Raw genomic sequence first — 16647 nt, 5'->3', positions numbered from 1 at the left:
CAAAAAAAATTCCAGGAAAAATCTTAATTTCATTCAATGATACAAATTTGAGTGAATTTTTAGCCCAGAAAGTTGTCCTCTGCGATAAGAATCTGGACGAACCGGGCGCATGATAAACCCGATCGCATTCCCTTCTTCAGCCGCTTCGGTCAGACGAAAATGTTCCTCTTCCGTCAATTCTTCCGGTAACCACCCGATCACCACGCTGTAATTTCCGGTGCGTAACGCGCGAATCATCGATTCGACGGTATCGCAGGGAGAAAGCTGGTTGATCTGCATAACCTTTGCCAGCGGCAGGCCCGCAGACTGCACCCATTGGCGGCTCAGTTTTTGCTGCGGCGTCAGCCAGAGCTGCCAGCGTGATTGCTGACCAAGCTGCTGTAATAACGGAAGCAGCAGGAGTTGGGTCAACAGAGGCTGGTCTTCACGGTAAACCACTTCACTAATAAGCCCCGTCGAAGCACCCCCAACGGTGTTCTGCGCGACAGTGCCCGCGGTAGAGGAGAGAGAAGTTGAGCGATTTGCATAGCCTGAAGTGTACATATTCATTCCAGCCCTGTAGTTACTGTATGGATATACAGTAACCCCTGTATGCATAAAGATCAACCTCATTTTCGGAAAGCGACTCGCAAAATTCATTCAATGTTGATGCCCTTCGAAAAATCATCTTGCTCAACGACGCTAAGTTGCCTATTTTCCTGCTAACGGATCCGCTAGTAAGAAATTTCGTTGTTACTTTATGATTTTGAAGGGAAATATCATGAAAAAGATATCTTATGAACGGATTTATAAATCCCAGGAATACCTGTCACCACTGGGTGAAATTCATCATCGCGCGCTGTTCGGCGGCTATACCCTGGCAGTGGATGATGCGGTTTTTGCCATGGTGTCAGAAGGTGAGCTCTACCTCCGTGCCTGTGAAGAAAGTGCGAAATACTGTGTGAAAAATGCCGCGTCTTTTTTGACCCTGATGAAGCGGGGCCGTCCGGTGCTTCTCAACTATTACCGGGTGGATGACGGGCTATGGCAGGACAGGGAGCGTCTGCTTCAGCTCTCCACTTTCGCACTTAATGCGGCAAGAAAAGAGCGTTACCAGCGGCATCAGCGCAATCGACTTAAGGATCTGCCAAACCTGACCTTTCAGCTGGAAGTGTTGCTCTTTGAAGCGGGCATCACCAACGAAGAAACGCTGCGGGCGCTTGGCGCAAGGGAGAGCTGGCTGAAGATGCGGGCGAAAAATAAAGCGCTGAGTATCAAAGTGCTATTCGCGCTGGAAGGGGCGATCGAGGGGCTGCATGAGGCGGCACTCCCGGCCGGCATTCGCCGGGAGTTGACGGAGTGGTTTAATGCGCTGCCTGAGCCACAGGAGAATCACTCCTCCAGATAGCGATTTGCTGTTGCAGCCGGCAAATTTCTGGCAGCAGGGCGATGAGCAGGCCAATCTGCTGTAACACCAGAGGCGCTTTGCTGTCGTTTCCAGGCTCAAGATGCGCAATACGTTGGGTAAGTTCATCCAGCGCCTGTCTCACGCGCGGTTCATCGGCTGGCCGGTGATGCAGTGCATCATCGACATAACAGACCGCGTCATCCAGCAGGTTGAGGATGCCCGGGTTGGTGAGTTTTTCGCGGTGGGCGCCCAGCGTGGAAATATAGCTGGTGAAGGTATGGTTCAGGCAGAGCAGCCGGAAAGCCGTCTCACGAATCTCGGCCGTGGCGCGAGGCTCCGTTGACATGTTAGAGACCACCGAGGCCAGTTCCGCATCGCTGTTGTGCGCATCGCGGCGCGCTATCCGGTAAGCCAGGCGGTTATCGCGGCCCTGATGATACTGCTCAAGGATGGCATCCAGGTATCGGCAGTTGGCGTTCATAGCCCTGTCTAACACGCGCGGTAGATTACGGAAACGCCAGTCCGGCCAGATAAAGCTGACGGCGGCCCAGGCGATAGCGCAGCCAATCAGGGTATCGAGTACGCGGGGCAGGGCGACCTCGAACCCTTCACCCAGCAGGTTAAAGCAGAGCAGAACCAGCAGCGTGATGAACATTGTGGCATGGGCGTACTGCACGTTGCGAAACGCGAAGAACAGCACGCCGGTGATCACGATCAGGATCAGCTGTCCTTCAATGGACGGCACGAAATAAAGCACCGGAAGGCCGATCGCGACGCCGACCAGGGTGCCGATAATACGCAATGCCAGGCGGTGTCGGGTGGCGTTATAGTTCGGCTGACAGACAAACAGGCTGGTCAGCAGGATCCAGTAGCCGTGGTGCAAACCGGTTATCTGGATAAAAGCATACCCCACGCATAAGACCAGGGACATTCGCACCGCGTGACGAAACAGCGCCGACTCCGGCGTGAAGTTGCGGCTCAGCCTTAGCCACATATCGCTCACGCTGTGCACGCTGTCATCTGCAAGCTGGTTATCCACCTCGCTGCCCGGCAGTGCCATCGCCTGCTCGGACTCAATCGTCGCCAACTGAGCATCAATCGCCCGCAGGTTGTTGAGCAGAAAACCCAGCGCTTTGATCTGTTCCGGTGACGTTCCGCTGGCCTGCACGCGGTCGAGCGCCGCATCAAGATGGCTAAACACGCGTTCGAAGCGGGAGTCGTGCTGATAGGGCGTGCGCAAAAGAATGGAGCGCGCGAGCTGCTGGCATGCCTGTGACTGCATGGACAGCAGGCGCTGAAAGCGGAACATGACGTCGCTGTAGCGGAACTTCTCGCGCAGGGCGGCATACTGAACGTGTGAGGAGCTGGCGCGCTCATGAATGTCCTGAGCGGCAAAATAGTAGTGCAAGGTTCTGCGCGTGCCGCGCTGGCCGCGATCCCCGCGCAGACGGGTAAGCAGCGAGGCTTTCGTCTGGTTAAGGGTGGCGACCAGCTGGCCGTTTGCCAGCGCCAGATCGTAAAGCGGCGCCTGGCTTTCTTCCTCGATATCCGGGTCGAACAGCCGGGATTTCAGTTCCAGATAATGGGCTAGCTGCTCATAGCTGCGGGCAAGGTTATCCTGCAGAGGACGAACCGGGAAGATTAGGTGGCCGGTTAACGTCAGCAGGTTATACCAGATGGCGCCCAACAGCAGCAGCACAGGCTGCTGATACCACTGGTCGTACAGGGAAACGCCCAGCATGGTGTAGATAGCGATCAGCAGGGCCCCAAAGGCGATAGTGGCATAGCGCTGCCCCAGACCGCCCAGCAAAATAAACCCGCTGGTGGAGAGTGTAAGGCCAAGGGCAAACAGCCACGGCCAGGGGAAAAGTAACTCAACGGACGCGGAGGCGATAAAAAAACAGACGAGCGTAATGACCAGATTCCGCAAACGCCCGGCCAGGCGATCGTCCAGATCCGCCAGCGCTCCGGCCACCACCCCCAGCGTGAGGGGGATGGTGAGCTTGACATCATTCAGCCACCACGGCAGGGCAGCCGTGCCGCAAAGCGCGATAAATATCCTGACGTTGTAGAGCCAGGCGCTGTTCCAGGTATAACGGCGAAGCAGTGGACTTAGCATAAACGCGGCCAGTCCTTATTTACTGAAAACGACGACGTGCGTTCGCTTCACGCGCCGCCTGGGCCACTTCGACCGGAACCACCCTGCGCCCGACGGGCCAAAGGGCGATGGCGGCGATCTTAAAGTTCGCGAGCCCGACCGGAATACCAATTATTGAGATGCACTGCGCAATACCGGCAAAAATATGCATGATGCACAGCCACCAGCCGAAGAAAATCAACCACAGAATGTTCAGCAACGTTCCCCCCGTATTCATCAGGGCGCTCTTGCTCTCCGGGTTCAGCTCGTTAACGTGGATAGCTTCGTTACCGTAGGGGATGAACGAGAGTTTCGTGATTTCCCAGCAGGAACGGGTCAGGGGAAGCGTGAAAATCAGGACGATGCTCACCAGCGTGGCAAAAAGCCAGGAAAGGGTGGTGGCAAAACCGCCCAGCACAAAATTCAACACATTCAGAACGGTACGCATAAACCCTCACTTCCTTTCGATAAAATTAACGCCCAATGATTGTAACGTTTTTTTAGGCTGGAGCACCTTAAAACTGGCAGTTAAACTGTCAGGTAAATTATCTCTTCGTGGATTTGGCGGGACATGGAACTGAAAGCAACTTCTTTAGGCAAACGCCTGGCGCAACACCCCTATGACAGAGTTGTTCTGCTCAACGCCGGGGTTAAAGTCTCCGGAGAACGCCACGAATACCTTATTCCGTTTAATCAGCTTCTGGCTATTCACTGCAAGCGCGGGCTGGTGTGGGGCGAGCTCGAGTTCGTTCTGCCTGACGACAAAGTCGTGCGCCTTCACGGTACCGAGTGGGCGGAAACCCAGCGTTTCCACCATCACCTGAACGCGCTCTGGCAGCAGTGGAGCCACGACATGAGCGTGATTGCCGCTCAGGTGCTGCAGCAGGTGCTGGACGATATCGCGCAAAGCAACGCGCAGCAAACGTGGCTGACGCGCCAGCAGACCGCCGGTCTGCAGCAAAAGATTCGACAGGCACTTTCGGCGCTGCCGCTCTCCGTGACGCGTCTTGATGAGTTCGACAATTGTCGCGATGCCTGGCGTCAGTGCCAGGCCTGGCTGAACGATATGGATAAAAGCCGGCTGGCGCATAACCAGGCCTGGACGGACGCCATGCTCACCCAATACGCCGACTTTTTCAGTACGGTGGAGTCTTCACCGCTCAACCCTGCTCAGGCGCGCGCGGTGGTGAACGGCGAGCAGTCGCTGCTGGTGCTGGCGGGGGCCGGAAGCGGTAAAACGTCGGTGCTGGTGGCGCGTGCGGGCTGGCTTCTCACCACCGGGGAGGCCGTTGCCGATCAGATCCTGCTTCTGGCTTTTGGCCGTAAGGCGGCACAGGAGATGGACGAACGCATCCAGGAACGGCTGCACACCCGGGATATTACCGCCAGAACCTTCCATGCCCTCGCGCTGCATATCATTCAGCAGGGCAGTAAAAAAGTGCCTGCCATCAGTAAACTGGAAAACGACGCGCAGGCGCGACAGGCGTTGTTTATTAAAACGTGGCGTCAGCAGTGCAGTGAGAAAAAGGCGCAGGCGAAAGGGTGGCGTCAATGGCTGGAAGAGGAACTCAACTGGGAGGTGCCGGAGGGCAGCTTCTGGCAGGATGAAAAACTGGCGCGTCGGCTCGGCTCGCGTCTTGACCGCTGGGTCAGCCTGATGCGGATGCACGGCGGCTCGCAGGCAGAGATGATTGAAAGCGCGCCGGAGGCGATCCGCGATCTGTTTTCAAAACGGGTCAAGCTGATGGCTCCGCTATTGAAAGCCTGGAAAACCGCGCTGAAAGAGGAAAATGCCGTTGATTTCTCCGGTCTTATCCATCAGGCGATCGTCATTCTGGAGAAGGGGCGCTTTGTCAGCCCGTGGAAGCATATTCTGGTGGATGAGTTCCAGGATATCTCACCCCAGCGTGCGGCACTGCTCTCGGCGCTGCGGGCGCAAAATAAACATACCTCGCTGTTCGCAGTGGGGGACGACTGGCAGGCCATCTACCGCTTCAGCGGGGCGCAGCTTTCACTGACGACCGCCTTCCACCACTATTTTGGCGAAGGCGACCGCAGCGATCTGGACACGACATACCGCTTCAATTCACGGATTGGTGAAATCGCCAACCGCTTTATACAGCAGAATCCGTATCAGCTGGCCAAGCCGCTAAACAGCCTACGGGCAGGGGATAAAAAAGCGGTCACCCTGCTGGCGGATGACCAGCTGGAGCCGCTGCTGGACAAGCTCAGCGGCTATGCGAAACCCGATGAACGTATCCTGGTGCTGGCGCGTTATCATCACCTTAAGCCTGCTGCGCTGGAAAAAGCCGCTACCCGCTGGCCGAAACTGCAGCTTGAATTTATGACCATTCACGCCAGCAAAGGGCAGCAGGCCGATTATGTGATTGTGGTGGGGCTGAAGGAAGGCAGCGACGGATTCCCGGCTCCGGCCCGCGAGTCGGTCATGGAAGAGGCCCTGCTGCCGGTGCCGGAAGACTTCCCGGATGCCGAAGAACGGCGTTTGCTGTACGTGGCCATCACCCGCGCGCGTCACCGCGTGTGGCTGCTGTTCAATAAAGAGGAGCCATCCGTGTTTGTCGATATATTGAAGAGTATTAACGTGCCGGTGGCGCGGAAGCCATAACGGCGTCAGGCAAGATTTCCAGGCCGGGTAGACGTAGCCGCCACCCGGCAAAAAAAGCTACTTCAGTCTCTCGGAAAGATAGCGCTGATAGTCCGGAATAAGGATCTCAACCGGCGAGTTAAACTGCGGTGATTCAATGATAAAATCCGCCGTTGACAGGTTCGTCGCCACCGGAATATTCCACACCGTTGCCAGACGCAGCAGCGCTTTGACATCCGGATCGTGCGGAACCGCATTCAGCGGATCCCAGAAGAAGATCAGCACATCAATTTTCCCTTCGGAAATCTGCGCCCCGACCTGCTGATCGCCGCCCATCGGGCCGCTCAGCATCGCATTCACCTCCAGACCCGTTTCGCGCTGGATCAGGTTACCGGTAGTGCCGGTCGCCGAGAGGGCATGCTTTTCCAGCAGCGGCTGATGGCGGCGAACCCAGTTAAGCAGCATTTGTTTACAGTGATCGTGCGCCACCAGCGCAATGTGTTTGCGTTCAGGCAGCGTGCGTGTTGTCAGTTCCATAATCATATCCATCAGGTTAACTGACTACACGATGACGGGAACCGTCTGACACTGCAAGAGAAAGGCGTAAAAAATGTGGCTTAAGATGAAGGTTGTTGCTTTGCCCACTGTAAAAACCGGGCCCGCGTGTCGGGATCGGCCTGCTGGAACCAGAATTTAAGGCGCTGTTCCGTCAGGGTCTGGGACTGCGGCGGAATGACGTCCAGTTCCGAGACGCCGGATAGCAGCGTACTGTCGTCCGCCATCATGGTGGCAAACTGCGGAAGGGAGGCGCGTTTGCCGGCTTTGTTATAGACCTGCGTTGCGGCCTCGTAGTCCGGGCTTTTTGTGGCGCTGGTCAACGCCAGAATATCCAGCTTGACCGGGATCGGCATTGCATTCCCGTCCAGCAGCTCAACGCGCGGCGAGGCGTCGAAGGCCGCTGATTCCTTCTCCGTTTCAAGGCGAGGCAGGGTAATGTTCACCTGGCTGATTTGCCGGGTATTAAAGCTGGCAATCAGCGGCGGAGAGATGTACATCCGTTGCTCATGGTTAGTCAGGCCGATCGCTTTTTCGACCCGGAACACCAGCTGATGTGGCCCGTTATCTAACTCAATGCTGTCAGCCCCGCGCAATAACGAGCTGGAAACCTTTTTCCCGTCCAGAACCAGAAGATCAATGTCGCCAGAAAGCCGAAGCGTGGTGGCGAAAACGCAAACCGGCATCGCTAACGCAATCAGAGCAGTGGCAAAACCGGTTTTCATAGAAGGCTCCCGTCAGAGATACTGTCGCCGCATTAATGTATCTAAATCTTTCGATAATCACGTTTACTAACATATAGACATATTTTGCCGTTTTGCCCTCATACATCTGTATGGGATGGATGGTTGAGATGTGCGCTTTGGCGTACACTTTTAAAAAAGCTAGGAGAAAAACCATGAAAGAGAACGATATTGCCGAGATTCTGACCTCCACGCGTACCATTGCGCTGGTGGGCGCGAGCGATAAACCCGACCGTCCCAGCTATCGGGTGATGAAATACCTTCTCGATCAGGGCTATCACGTCATCCCCGTCTCACCAAAAGTGGCGGGGAAAACCTTACTGGGCCAGCAGGGTTATGCCACGCTCGCTGACGTGCCGGAAAAAATTGATATGGTCGATGTCTTCCGTAATTCCGAGGCGGCGTGGGAAGTGGCACAGGACGCGATTGCCGTCGGGGCGAAAACATTGTGGATGCAGCTGGGCGTGATTAACGAGCAGGCTGCCGTGCTGGCGCGGGATGCGGGATTGAAGGTGGTTATGGATCGCTGTCCGGCGATCGATATCCCCCGTCTGGGGCTGGCGAAGTAATAAAAAAAAGCCCGTTCATCGGGCTTTTTTTACACGCTTAGTTCCGCAGGCGCGGAGCCTGTAACTGTTTGCGGATAGTCTGAGCAAGTTCATCCATCGTGGGTTGTTCCGGATGCTCTTCCTGCAGCTCGCTACTTAGCTGCGCTTCGGCAAGGTAGGTATGTACGGGTTGTCCGTCGTCACCTTCCATCACCACATGGTACCAGGGTGCAGCGCGAAGCTCTGCGTTCACCGCCAGTTCGTCCGCTGACGGTTCATCAAGGGAATACTCCGGGTCGATATCCACGACCACACCCAAATACCCAAGCAAAGTGTGGCGGACCTGCTGGCCGATACCGAATTTGCTGGCAATCATAGTCACCTCCCGGGAAATACGACTTACACATTAAGTGCGGGCAATATTTCTCTTTTCAAGTTACATGACGCGACAGGCAAACCCTTTCAGATACAGTCCTTCCGGGTAGGTAGCAATCACGGGGTGATCGGCTGCCTGACGGAACTGCTCTATAAATTGTACATCACGACCAGCATCTATTGCGGCATCGGCGATGATTTTTTGGAATAAATCGGTGGTCATCAGCCCGGAGCAGGAGAAGGTGAGCAGCACCCCGCCCGGGTTCAGCAGCTGGATGGCCAGCATGTTGATATCCTTATACCCACGGCAGGCGCCCATCAGCTGGCTTTTGTTTTCCACAAACTTTGGCGGATCCATCACGATGACGTCGAACTTCTCGCCCTGATCGCGATATTTACGCAGCAGCTTGAAGACGTCGTCGCGTATAAATTCGGCTTTGCTCAAGTCCAGTTTGTTCAGCTCGACGTTCTGTTTTGCCACGTCCAGCGCTTCCTGCGAGGTATCCACGCTGACCACCTGGGCACAACCGCCCATCAGCGCCGAAACGGCAAAACCGCCGGTGTAGGAGAAGCAGTTCAGCACGCGTTTGTCGGCAACGTACTGACGCGTAGCCAGGCGGCTGTCGCGCTGGTCAAGGTAGTAACCCGTTTTGTGCCCGCCCTGAATATCCACCAGCAGCTTCATACCGTGCTCTTCAATTGGCAGCAGGGCAGGCGGCAGCTCACCCGTGACCGGGCCCTGCGTCAGCTCCATACCCTCTTTTTTGCGCACCGCCACGTCGCTGCGGTCGTAAATAGCGCATTCCGGGAACAGGGTTTGCAGGGCGCTAATCAGCGCGGCACGCTGGTATTCCGCCCCTGCGCTGAGGAGCTGCAGCACCAGGAAGTTGCCGAAGCGATCGATGGTCACGCCCGGCAGGCCGTCGGACTCACCGGCAATCAGGCGATAGCTGTCCAGCCCGTCGCGCTTTGCCAGCCACTCGCGCCACTGCTGCGCCTGCTGCAGGCGGCGGACGAAGAAGTCAATGTCGATGGTTTCGTCTTTATCGAAGGTCCAGACGCGTGCGCGGATCTGGGAGGCTGGCGAGTAAGCGCCTCGCGCTAACCATTTCCCCTGATGGTCAACAATATCAATGGTTTCACCGAGGCTGGCTTTGCCTTCCATACGGGCAACCGCGCCGGAAAAGACCCAGGGATGACGGCGCAGTAATGACTTCTCGCGCCCTTTGGCTAACACTAAACGTACACTCATAATTTGCTGTTCTGTCGATTTCAGGGAAATGGCGCGTAGAGTAGCACATTCAGCCAGGCGCAATCATCTGCGGATGTCGTTGAGCGTTTCGGCAGATCGTGGAGGAGGTGAGAATGGCCGTGGCGCTGTCACAGTTACAGTCGACTCGCTTACCGATCGGTGAAATCGCATTACAATGTGGGTATCTTTCCAGCTCTCGTTTCACCGCCCGTTTCCGGCAGCACTATGGCTGTTTACCGAAAACGCTACGTTAAGGAGAAGAAAAATGTCAAAAGTCTGCACCATTGCCTGGGTCCACGGCGTTGTTCAGGGCGTCGGGTTCCGCTACAGCACCCAGCGCGAAGCGATGACGCTTGGGCTAACGGGATACGCGCGAAATATGGACGACGGCAGCGTTGAGGTGGTCGCCTGCGGCGACGCGGAGCAGGTTGAAAAACTGATGGCGTGGCTGAAAGCAGGCGGGCCGCGCAGCGCCCGGGTTGATAAGGTCTTAACGGAACCGCATCAACCCGGCAGGGAATATGTGAACTTCGGTATTCGGTATTAAATACACTTCACCGGTTTAGGAAGGCCGGCAATTTTGGTGGCCTGTTTTGCCGGGCCCTTCGGGAACAGGCGATACAGATAGCGGCTGTTGCCTTTTTCTTCGCCAAATTTGTTGGCCATCGCCTTGACCAGCATGCGGATGGCCGGAGAGGTGTTGAACTCGAGATAAAACTCGCGCACAAAACGGACCACCTCCCAGTGTTCGGGGGAGAGGTCGATACCTTCGTTTTCGGCGATTTTCTCCGCCAGCGGCTCGCTCCATAGCGTGGTGTCTTTCAGATAGCCTTCGCTATCGGTCTCAATTTCCTGGCCTGCAAAAATGAACATAGTGCTCTGTCGATAAAGTAAAAACCGCCCCTAGTCTAGCAAATAAGGGGCGGCGTGAGAAACCTCGACCTACAGAAGAAGCTGGAGCAGATTGTTGGCATTAAGCTTTTTCAGCGCGTTGCATTTATACGTCGACACCTGTTTCTCACTCATCTGCGTCATATGCGCGACATGCCGTACCGATTGTCCGTTCACCAGCCTGTCGAGCACGTTGAACTCCATGCCTGTCAGGCAACAATTCAGGGTGCGCACCCGGCGGGGCTCTCTGGCAAGCAGATACGCCGCATCCGCAACGGCAATCCGGTCATCAATGATATATAAGGTCAGCGTGGCAAACCGCTTTCGCAGATGGGTAGCCAGTGCCCAGCCTTTTTCATTGCATACCAAATACACCGTTCCTTCCCAGCGCCTGGCTTCCAGCTCCAGAAGAATGTCGACCAGCGCCAGATGCGTCCCCGCGACGGAAAAGCGGCAGCGAACAACGAGGGTGTCGCGGGCCAGCAGCGAACGGCACCACTTTACCGTACCGCTCTCAACCTGCGTCTGAGCGTTACGGCGCAGAAGGGCGTAGCGCAACCCTTCGGCATAAAAACGATTGTTGTCGAGGATGGCGTAACTCACAATGGCCTCTTTATAAGGTACTGGGCGTATAGATAACGCGTAGGGTGCCGGTGTAATCCCCGGCATTTTTGCTGCTGGCGGCAAACGACGGCGTGGTCAGAATGATAGGTGCGGGGACGCACTGTACTGTTTCACGCCCGCCGGGCAGGATCACTTGCCGAAGATATTTAGGGTCATTCACCCCCTGCCAGACGACGGTAGTGCCGTTTGTCACCGTTTCCGTGGCGCCCGTGACAGGATGGGTCACCGAAACCCGGTAATCGAGACGGTCTCTCGGTTCCGTCTGGCTTCCGCCGCGCCTGCGGATGGAGAATGCCCCAGCTGCGCGATCTGCTGCTTCCAGCCCGTCGTCTTCAAAGCGCAGGAAGAGGCGACGACTGGTGCTGTTGTTACCATCGTAAAGACACATATCGAGCCCGGTTTCACCGCTGATCTCACTTACTCCTGGTCTGCCAGGAAAGTTTGTCAGGTTTAGATTGACGACAGGGGTTGAATGCGGGAAGGCTGGCAGATAAATTTGCTGATTGCCTGTATCGACAACTTCAAGCTTAATTTCTGCAGACCATTTAGCGAGTGTGGCGTCACAAGCCAAATTAATCGGAAGTCCCCCACAACTCCCAGAATTCCATAATTTAACGTTCTGTATTAACGTTTGGGTCCAGATACCTGAGAGATTCAGCTTGCTCAATTCACTGCCGACAATGTAAAAATCAAAATAGGGCTCGCGGTCCCAGTCTGCTGGGCTGTACGACCCATCGGAAACGTAGCTCGCAAGGGTGATTGCGCTTTTGCGTAGAAACATATGTTTCTCGCCATATACCTTTAGTTCTACTTTTTTGTTTGTCACCAGATGGGTAAATTGCACGCTAATTGCATATGGCGGAGAGGGGTTATCTGTAACCCAGTATGGATATGTACGACAGCCTCCTTGCGGGTTCGTAGATGATAAGCAGGTGAGGGTATTCATTCCCCATTTATATGGATATGAAGGATCATAACCAGCTGACTCCTGTTTCCATATGTAAAAGCGGTTGGGTGGCGCTGTACGGTCAAAGCTCAGACTGACCGTGGTGTTTTTGTCTGCGGGGGGCGCTGCTGGCGATTTCACTGCCCAGAGGCAGGCAAGCAACGAAAGTAAAATGTGTTTGTTCATCATTTTCCTTTTAAATCGTTATCAGTATTCATTACCGTGGCGTCAACCGCCTTCCCGTGTCTGGTCAGCATTAACTGCGCCTGCTGTTGAACCGTTTCCGGCAGAGCGGAAAATGTTATTCCCCGGCAAGTTATGGTGCCGACATAGCGCACCACATCACGCATGCTCTTGACGTTAAGCGCGCATTGATAAAACTGCTGCTGGCTAACCATATAAAGTTGGTGGAGAAGGACATCGCTTTGTGCGCTAAAACCTCCTTGCCCCAGATCGTTCCAGCCATTGACATTCAGAGGTACGCCCCCCGTCAGAGGAGCATGGCGTTCATCTGTCAACCGCCCAACCCAGGTGTAGCTTGCTGAAGTGTGCACTTCTCGATGAAGCAATTTCCCGGGCACCATAAACACCGTTCTGCTCCCTGATCCCTGTGTGATTTCACTGCTGGCGCCGTGAGATAGATTCAGAGATTCGTTAATGGTCAGCGTCGTTTGTCGATAGCCCGGAACGGTGAACAACCCCTGGCTGTTAGCTGGGATATCCGCACTGCCGCCGTTATCCAGCGAGACGGCAACACGGGAAGTCTCGCTTTCTTCCGGTGTAGAGACGTTAATCGCAACGGCTGATGCTGGACGTCCATCACTCCAGCGGCCAAGCCACAACCCGGAGCGCGACAGCGCGAATGTTGAACTGTAATTTCCGCTTCCGCTCGGAGTGTGGCTGCGCGCGTTTCTATTCCAGAAGTCGCTAAACATCAGGCTGACATTGCCGAAACGCCCTCCCTGTCGGGTGTATGCCGATGTGTTAAGCGAATTACTGTTGAATCCGGATGCGCTGAGACCGTATTCATTCTCTCCACGTGCATCTACGTACCAGTTATGCGCTACGCTATAGCTGAGCTGGTTTTTTTCGTTTTGCTGCTCCTGCCAGGTAGCCCCCAGAGAGGTATAACTTGATGCCTCCCTTTGAGCGTTATTTGCCAGAGACAGGTTTAAGCTCAAGTAACCGCCTTTATCGCTGCCACTGCGTGAGTCGTCGTTGCGCTTAAACACATTGGCGCTGCCGTAAATATTCAGGCCGCGGATATTAAAACTGTTGCTCAGCCCCGCCTGCCATGCACGAGAGTGAGAACGTGTCATATAAACTTGCTCCCAGGGGAGCCCCTTGTCGTAATGATCGTCATAATGAGCAAGCTCGCGGCGGTAGACGTAACGTCCTTCGCTGTGGTTATCGGAATAGCCCAGGCTGGCATACCACGATCCGAGAGGTACGGAAAACAGTGCCGACAGTGTACGGTAACAACCGTTAATAGCGTCGAATCCCTGGTTTCTGTTATCGCATCTATCTGCTGATAATGCGTTACGATAAAAACTCAGGGAAAAACCATCGTTATAGCTGACCTGTTGGATATCTCCTCGTTCTCCATTGCTGCCGTACAGATAACTAAAACGTGTGCTCAGTACCCCATCAATAGGCCCTGAATTAAAACCCTGGCTCCAGTCAACGGCATTTTCCAGAAAACGGCGCTCACGTGTTGCAGTGACGCCACTGGACAGCGCCAGTGTCGGTGTGAGAGGAAGGCGAATCCCTGCTTGTGCCACGGCAGAACGTGATTCATCTGGCCCATCATTATTAGTCTCACCACCCTGCATAAACCATTCGATGCGATCAAACGGGGTTATACCGGTACGAGTAAAGAGAACTTGTTCAGTGCGTGTTAGAAGGTTATTTTCATAGATTGCCAGAGTGACGGTGTAGCTGCCCTCCGGGAACGAACGGGTATCCAGTGTTTGCGCCCCGGCGTTCAGGTAAAAGCTGGCCAGCAACTGATCTCCCCGACGTGCGTCAATGCGCGCGTCATGGGACAAAAGAACGGTGAGTGGCGTGCCGTGCGAAAGCTGAACCGGATTGACCCATGCCCGGGTCGAACCCGCGCGTAGCCCACGTATTTTCCCCAAAGGAAGCTGACTGAGAGAAATATTTCCCCCGGTGTTGCTGAACAAATCGCGGGTGTCCATCTCCCCCAGTTGAATATAGTGTTCACGACTTACGTCCTGACGATACCAGGCATTGTTGACGGTGACATTCTGCTGTTGCTGATGGCGGGATCGTTGCCCAAGCCAGACCCAGTCGAGATTGAAATAACCGTCTTCTGTAACCGCCAGCGCCCCGCTACCTTGAACGGTGGCCGACTGATAGTCTCTGTCCGCAACAAAGTTAATATTTTGCTGATGAATAAGCGCGTTTTCGCTGCCGTGCGTCGGCTGATACCATTGACTTCCCGCTGTGCGCCTTGGCAAATACTGCTTATCAAAAAAAAGATTTATGCGTGCGTTATTTTCGTCATAGATAATTGCCGCACGGCGGGTATCGATATAATCACATCCTGGTGCTGAACCGTTGCTACTGCAGGCGAGGTTGCCGTTGCGAGGCAGCGGTGCAGTGAGCGTATTGCTTACGGAGGCAAGCAGCGCCGGATCGTCATTAAATTGACGTTTAACGGCGGCGATAAGCGCCTGCGGCCTGATAAAGGTGACAGTATCAAGATTAATATCTATTTCAAAAAGACCCAGCGATTCTCCATACAGGCTGACTTCCGTCCACAGACGCTGAGTTTTTGCCAGATCCTCAAACCCAGATGGGATTGCCATTTCTGCACAGGCAAGTTGAATCGATGCGGGTAATAGAGTAACAAAAAGGAGAGTACTTCTGTGAAAAGCCATAAGTGAGCCTCAACATCATCCTGACATCAGAGGGAAAGCTCCCTCTGATGTTATTTCCTTTGTGTAACAGTGAATTATGCTGTAGTTGCCTGCGTTAACATCAGGCTCACAACGCCGCTATACTGGCCGCTTTTTAAAATACCTTTCGTCGTTTGAGAAATAGTTAGTGGTAATACGGCTGAACCGTTTTCAGCAGTGCCCGGGAAAAGCTCCGTACCGGTAAACACCGTGTCAGTCGTATTGAGCGTTTTATCGCCAAGAATAACGGTCATCGGAATGTTCTGGTTACCATCGGTATTGGTCAGTTTGGCTGCGCTGACAAGACGAACCTTGACGTTGCTGGTGGCGGAGTTAGACCAGATTTTGGTATTTAAACGGTAACTTACCAACCCGCTGCCAGGCAGATACTGCATATCGATACTGGACGGAAGTGGTGTGTTGTCGGCCTGAGTCATATCCAGCTGCGAATCTACGCTGGCATTGATAGTAATATCTTTCTGAATGGCCATTGCGTTCAGAGATGCTGTCATCGAGGCAACGATCATCAGAGGTTTAATAAACTTATGCATTGATATCTCCATATTTACAAGTGAGCGCCATAGCGCTTTAAAAAAACACATTAGGACTACAGATGTCGTGTTATTCCACGACGGGTAACTCAGCTTCTTCAGTGGTTTTGTTTATCCAGTTGAAGTAGCGGAATTTGTACTTAATGCCCTGTAATTGCGAAAAGGTTTTTAATTTTCGTTCCCTCTCCGGATAAATTGTTGCCTCTTCTTTAAGCCACCGGCATTTGTATTTTTCATCACATATACCGATTTCTTTTAGCGGTACGCGCAGGGTGCCCTTATTTATTAAGGCGCCGTGAGTTTTATCCAGTGTCAATGAGATGTTGTTTTCCGTGGGCGCGATGTGCACCAACGCACCCCAGATAACATTAACCCCTATTTTCGCTAAGGCAGCAGATTGTCCTTGTTCTGTGAAGGCAATGCTGTCTGGCTGGTTTACCCCTTCGAAATAGATGCGCCAGGTACTCTCTTTTGAGGGGGGAACCAGAGACACCAGGCGAACCACGCGCATGCCGCCCGCCGAAAGGGCAAACTTTTCAGGGGTGACGATAATGCCGCCTTCTTGCCATGGAGGAACATCGATCTCTTTTTCCAATGATGTTCCGGGATTAAGAATTTTCTTTTGCTTCACCCGAATGAACTGAATATCATCGCTCTTCGACGCCACTGTTATTTGCGCTGTTCCGGAGCTATCCACATTGAGTTCCATCGGGTATACACTCATATTAGCCACTGAAATTTCTGAGAAAAATGACAGTGAAAGTACGACTGCGTAAAAAGCATAGGGCCTTTTCTTTACAAATTTTAATTTCAACATCTGTCTGCTCTGGTTACTGAGTGGTTTATTGCCAGTGGCCGTCTGCTTGTGAATCGCTTCAGGGCAGAGAAACTTTAACCAGAACAACATCTTGAGAAAATTTGTATTAGTTAACTCGATATATACAGTTTTTTATCCTGATTTTCTGGTCTAAAGGATGTATAGTTAATATTAAATGCCGCTATCGTGGATAATGGAAAAAAAACGCACCTGCTCAAAAATTAATCAAATCAGGGCTGTTTTTATGTCTGTTGTACTTTCGAGTGGAACAAAGACCTGTCTCTTATACACATCT

Annotated in this window: 17 protein-coding genes and 1 pseudogene; 5 read left to right on the top strand and 13 right to left on the bottom strand. The window is 53.7% G+C overall.

The annotated features are described in order from the left end of the window. Positions 1-33: 33 nt before the first annotated feature. Positions 34-543 (bottom strand): SOS-induced cell division inhibitor SulA, encoded by a 510-nt coding sequence (sulA, locus tag HBA26_RS03905; RefSeq protein WP_041910604.1) that lies wholly within the window; start codon positions 541-543, stop codon positions 34-36. Between the two features lie 217 nt (positions 544-760). On the opposite strand from sulA, the gene HBA26_RS03900 reads away from it, so the two are divergent. Beyond that, positions 761-1387: a TfoX/Sxy family DNA transformation protein gene (locus tag HBA26_RS03900; protein WP_126345206.1), complete on the top strand. Its 627-nt coding sequence runs from the start codon at positions 761-763 to the stop codon at positions 1385-1387. Here the strand turns inward: HBA26_RS03900 and yccS are convergent. Both yccS and HBA26_RS03890 read right to left on the bottom strand, forming a co-directional pair. Beyond that, positions 1344-3506 (bottom strand): YccS family putative transporter, encoded by a 2163-nt coding sequence (gene yccS / locus HBA26_RS03895; protein WP_126345207.1) that lies wholly within the window; start codon positions 3504-3506, stop codon positions 1344-1346. The genes HBA26_RS03900 and yccS overlap by 44 nt on opposite strands. 19 nt (positions 3507-3525) lie before the next feature. After that, positions 3526-3972: a YccF domain-containing protein gene (locus HBA26_RS03890; RefSeq protein ID WP_041910601.1), complete on the bottom strand. Its 447-nt coding sequence runs from the start codon at positions 3970-3972 to the stop codon at positions 3526-3528. 123 nt (positions 3973-4095) lie between these two features. Between HBA26_RS03890 and helD the strand changes: the two genes are divergently transcribed. After that, positions 4096-6150 (top strand): DNA helicase IV, encoded by a 2055-nt coding sequence (gene helD / locus HBA26_RS03885; protein ID WP_126345208.1) that lies wholly within the window; start codon positions 4096-4098, stop codon positions 6148-6150. Between the two features lie 57 nt (positions 6151-6207). On the opposite strand, the gene mgsA is transcribed toward helD, so the two are convergent. Then, positions 6208-6666: a methylglyoxal synthase gene (gene mgsA, locus HBA26_RS03880; protein WP_041912035.1), complete on the bottom strand. Its 459-nt coding sequence runs from the start codon at positions 6664-6666 to the stop codon at positions 6208-6210. A gap of 80 nt (positions 6667-6746) precedes the next feature. Beyond that, on the bottom strand, positions 6747-7409 hold the full coding sequence (locus tag HBA26_RS03875) for a DUF2057 family protein (protein ID WP_126345209.1): 663 nt from the start codon (positions 7407-7409) through the stop codon (positions 6747-6749). A 173-nt stretch (positions 7410-7582) separates the two neighbouring features. On the opposite strand from HBA26_RS03875, the gene HBA26_RS03870 reads away from it, so the two are divergent. Beyond that, positions 7583-7996 carry a CoA-binding protein gene (locus HBA26_RS03870; protein ID WP_028012609.1) on the top strand — a complete coding sequence of 138 codons (414 nt, stop codon included), beginning with the start codon at positions 7583-7585 and terminating at the stop codon, positions 7994-7996. 37 nt (positions 7997-8033) lie between these two features. On the opposite strand, the gene hspQ is transcribed toward HBA26_RS03870, so the two are convergent. Together hspQ and rlmI are read right to left on the bottom strand one after the other, a co-directional pair. Further along, on the bottom strand, positions 8034-8351 hold the full coding sequence (gene hspQ, locus HBA26_RS03865) for a heat shock protein HspQ (protein ID WP_008499919.1): 318 nt from the start codon (positions 8349-8351) through the stop codon (positions 8034-8036). Positions 8352-8411: 60 nt separating this feature from the next. After that, entirely contained in the window at positions 8412-9602 is a 1191-nt protein-coding gene (gene rlmI, locus HBA26_RS03860) for a 23S rRNA (cytosine(1962)-C(5))-methyltransferase RlmI (RefSeq protein ID WP_045261702.1), read from the bottom strand. Positions 9603-9624: 22 nt separating this feature from the next. Between rlmI and HBA26_RS23085 the strand changes: the two are divergent. Both HBA26_RS23085 and yccX read left to right on the top strand, forming a co-directional pair. Beyond that, positions 9625-9856: pseudogene (locus HBA26_RS23085) on the top strand (helix-turn-helix transcriptional regulator); the annotation flags it as partial. Positions 9857-9867: 11 nt separating this feature from the next. Further along, positions 9868-10149: an acylphosphatase gene (yccX, locus tag HBA26_RS03850; protein WP_028012610.1), complete on the top strand. Its 282-nt coding sequence runs from the start codon at positions 9868-9870 to the stop codon at positions 10147-10149. Here yccX and tusE read toward each other — a convergent pair. From tusE to HBA26_RS03820, 6 genes are all read right to left on the bottom strand, one after another. After that, positions 10146-10475 (bottom strand): sulfurtransferase TusE, encoded by a 330-nt coding sequence (gene tusE / locus HBA26_RS03845; protein ID WP_038639458.1) that lies wholly within the window; start codon positions 10473-10475, stop codon positions 10146-10148. The two genes, yccX and tusE, sit on opposite strands and share 4 nt — an antisense overlap. A 69-nt stretch (positions 10476-10544) precedes the next feature. Beyond that, entirely contained in the window at positions 10545-11096 is a 552-nt protein-coding gene (locus HBA26_RS03840; RefSeq protein ID WP_126345210.1) for a LuxR C-terminal-related transcriptional regulator, read from the bottom strand. 10 nt (positions 11097-11106) lie between these two features. Next, complete coding sequence (locus HBA26_RS03835; RefSeq protein ID WP_241235447.1) at positions 11107-12252, bottom strand: CfaE/CblD family pilus tip adhesin; 1146 nt, start codon at positions 12250-12252, stop codon at positions 11107-11109. Then, positions 12249-14966 carry a TcfC E-set like domain-containing protein gene (locus HBA26_RS03830; RefSeq protein WP_126345211.1) on the bottom strand — a complete coding sequence of 906 codons (2718 nt, stop codon included), beginning with the start codon at positions 14964-14966 and terminating at the stop codon, positions 12249-12251. Before HBA26_RS03830 ends, HBA26_RS03835 begins: the two co-directional genes overlap by 4 nt. A gap of 74 nt (positions 14967-15040) precedes the next feature. Next, entirely contained in the window at positions 15041-15535 is a 495-nt protein-coding gene (locus HBA26_RS03825) for a CS1 type fimbrial major subunit (protein ID WP_063431260.1), read from the bottom strand. Between the two features lie 70 nt (positions 15536-15605). Next, positions 15606-16352 (bottom strand): fimbrial protein, encoded by a 747-nt coding sequence (locus HBA26_RS03820; protein WP_166720809.1) that lies wholly within the window; start codon positions 16350-16352, stop codon positions 15606-15608. Positions 16353-16647: the final 295 nt, after the last annotated feature.

The sequence above is a fragment of the Enterobacter sp. 725m/11 genome (assembly GCF_011683705.1).
GTDB lineage: Bacteria > Pseudomonadota > Gammaproteobacteria > Enterobacterales > Enterobacteriaceae > Enterobacter > Enterobacter bugandensis.
Note: the sequence above shows the minus strand (reverse complement) of the source record. Positions and strands in the feature narration are given on the sequence as shown.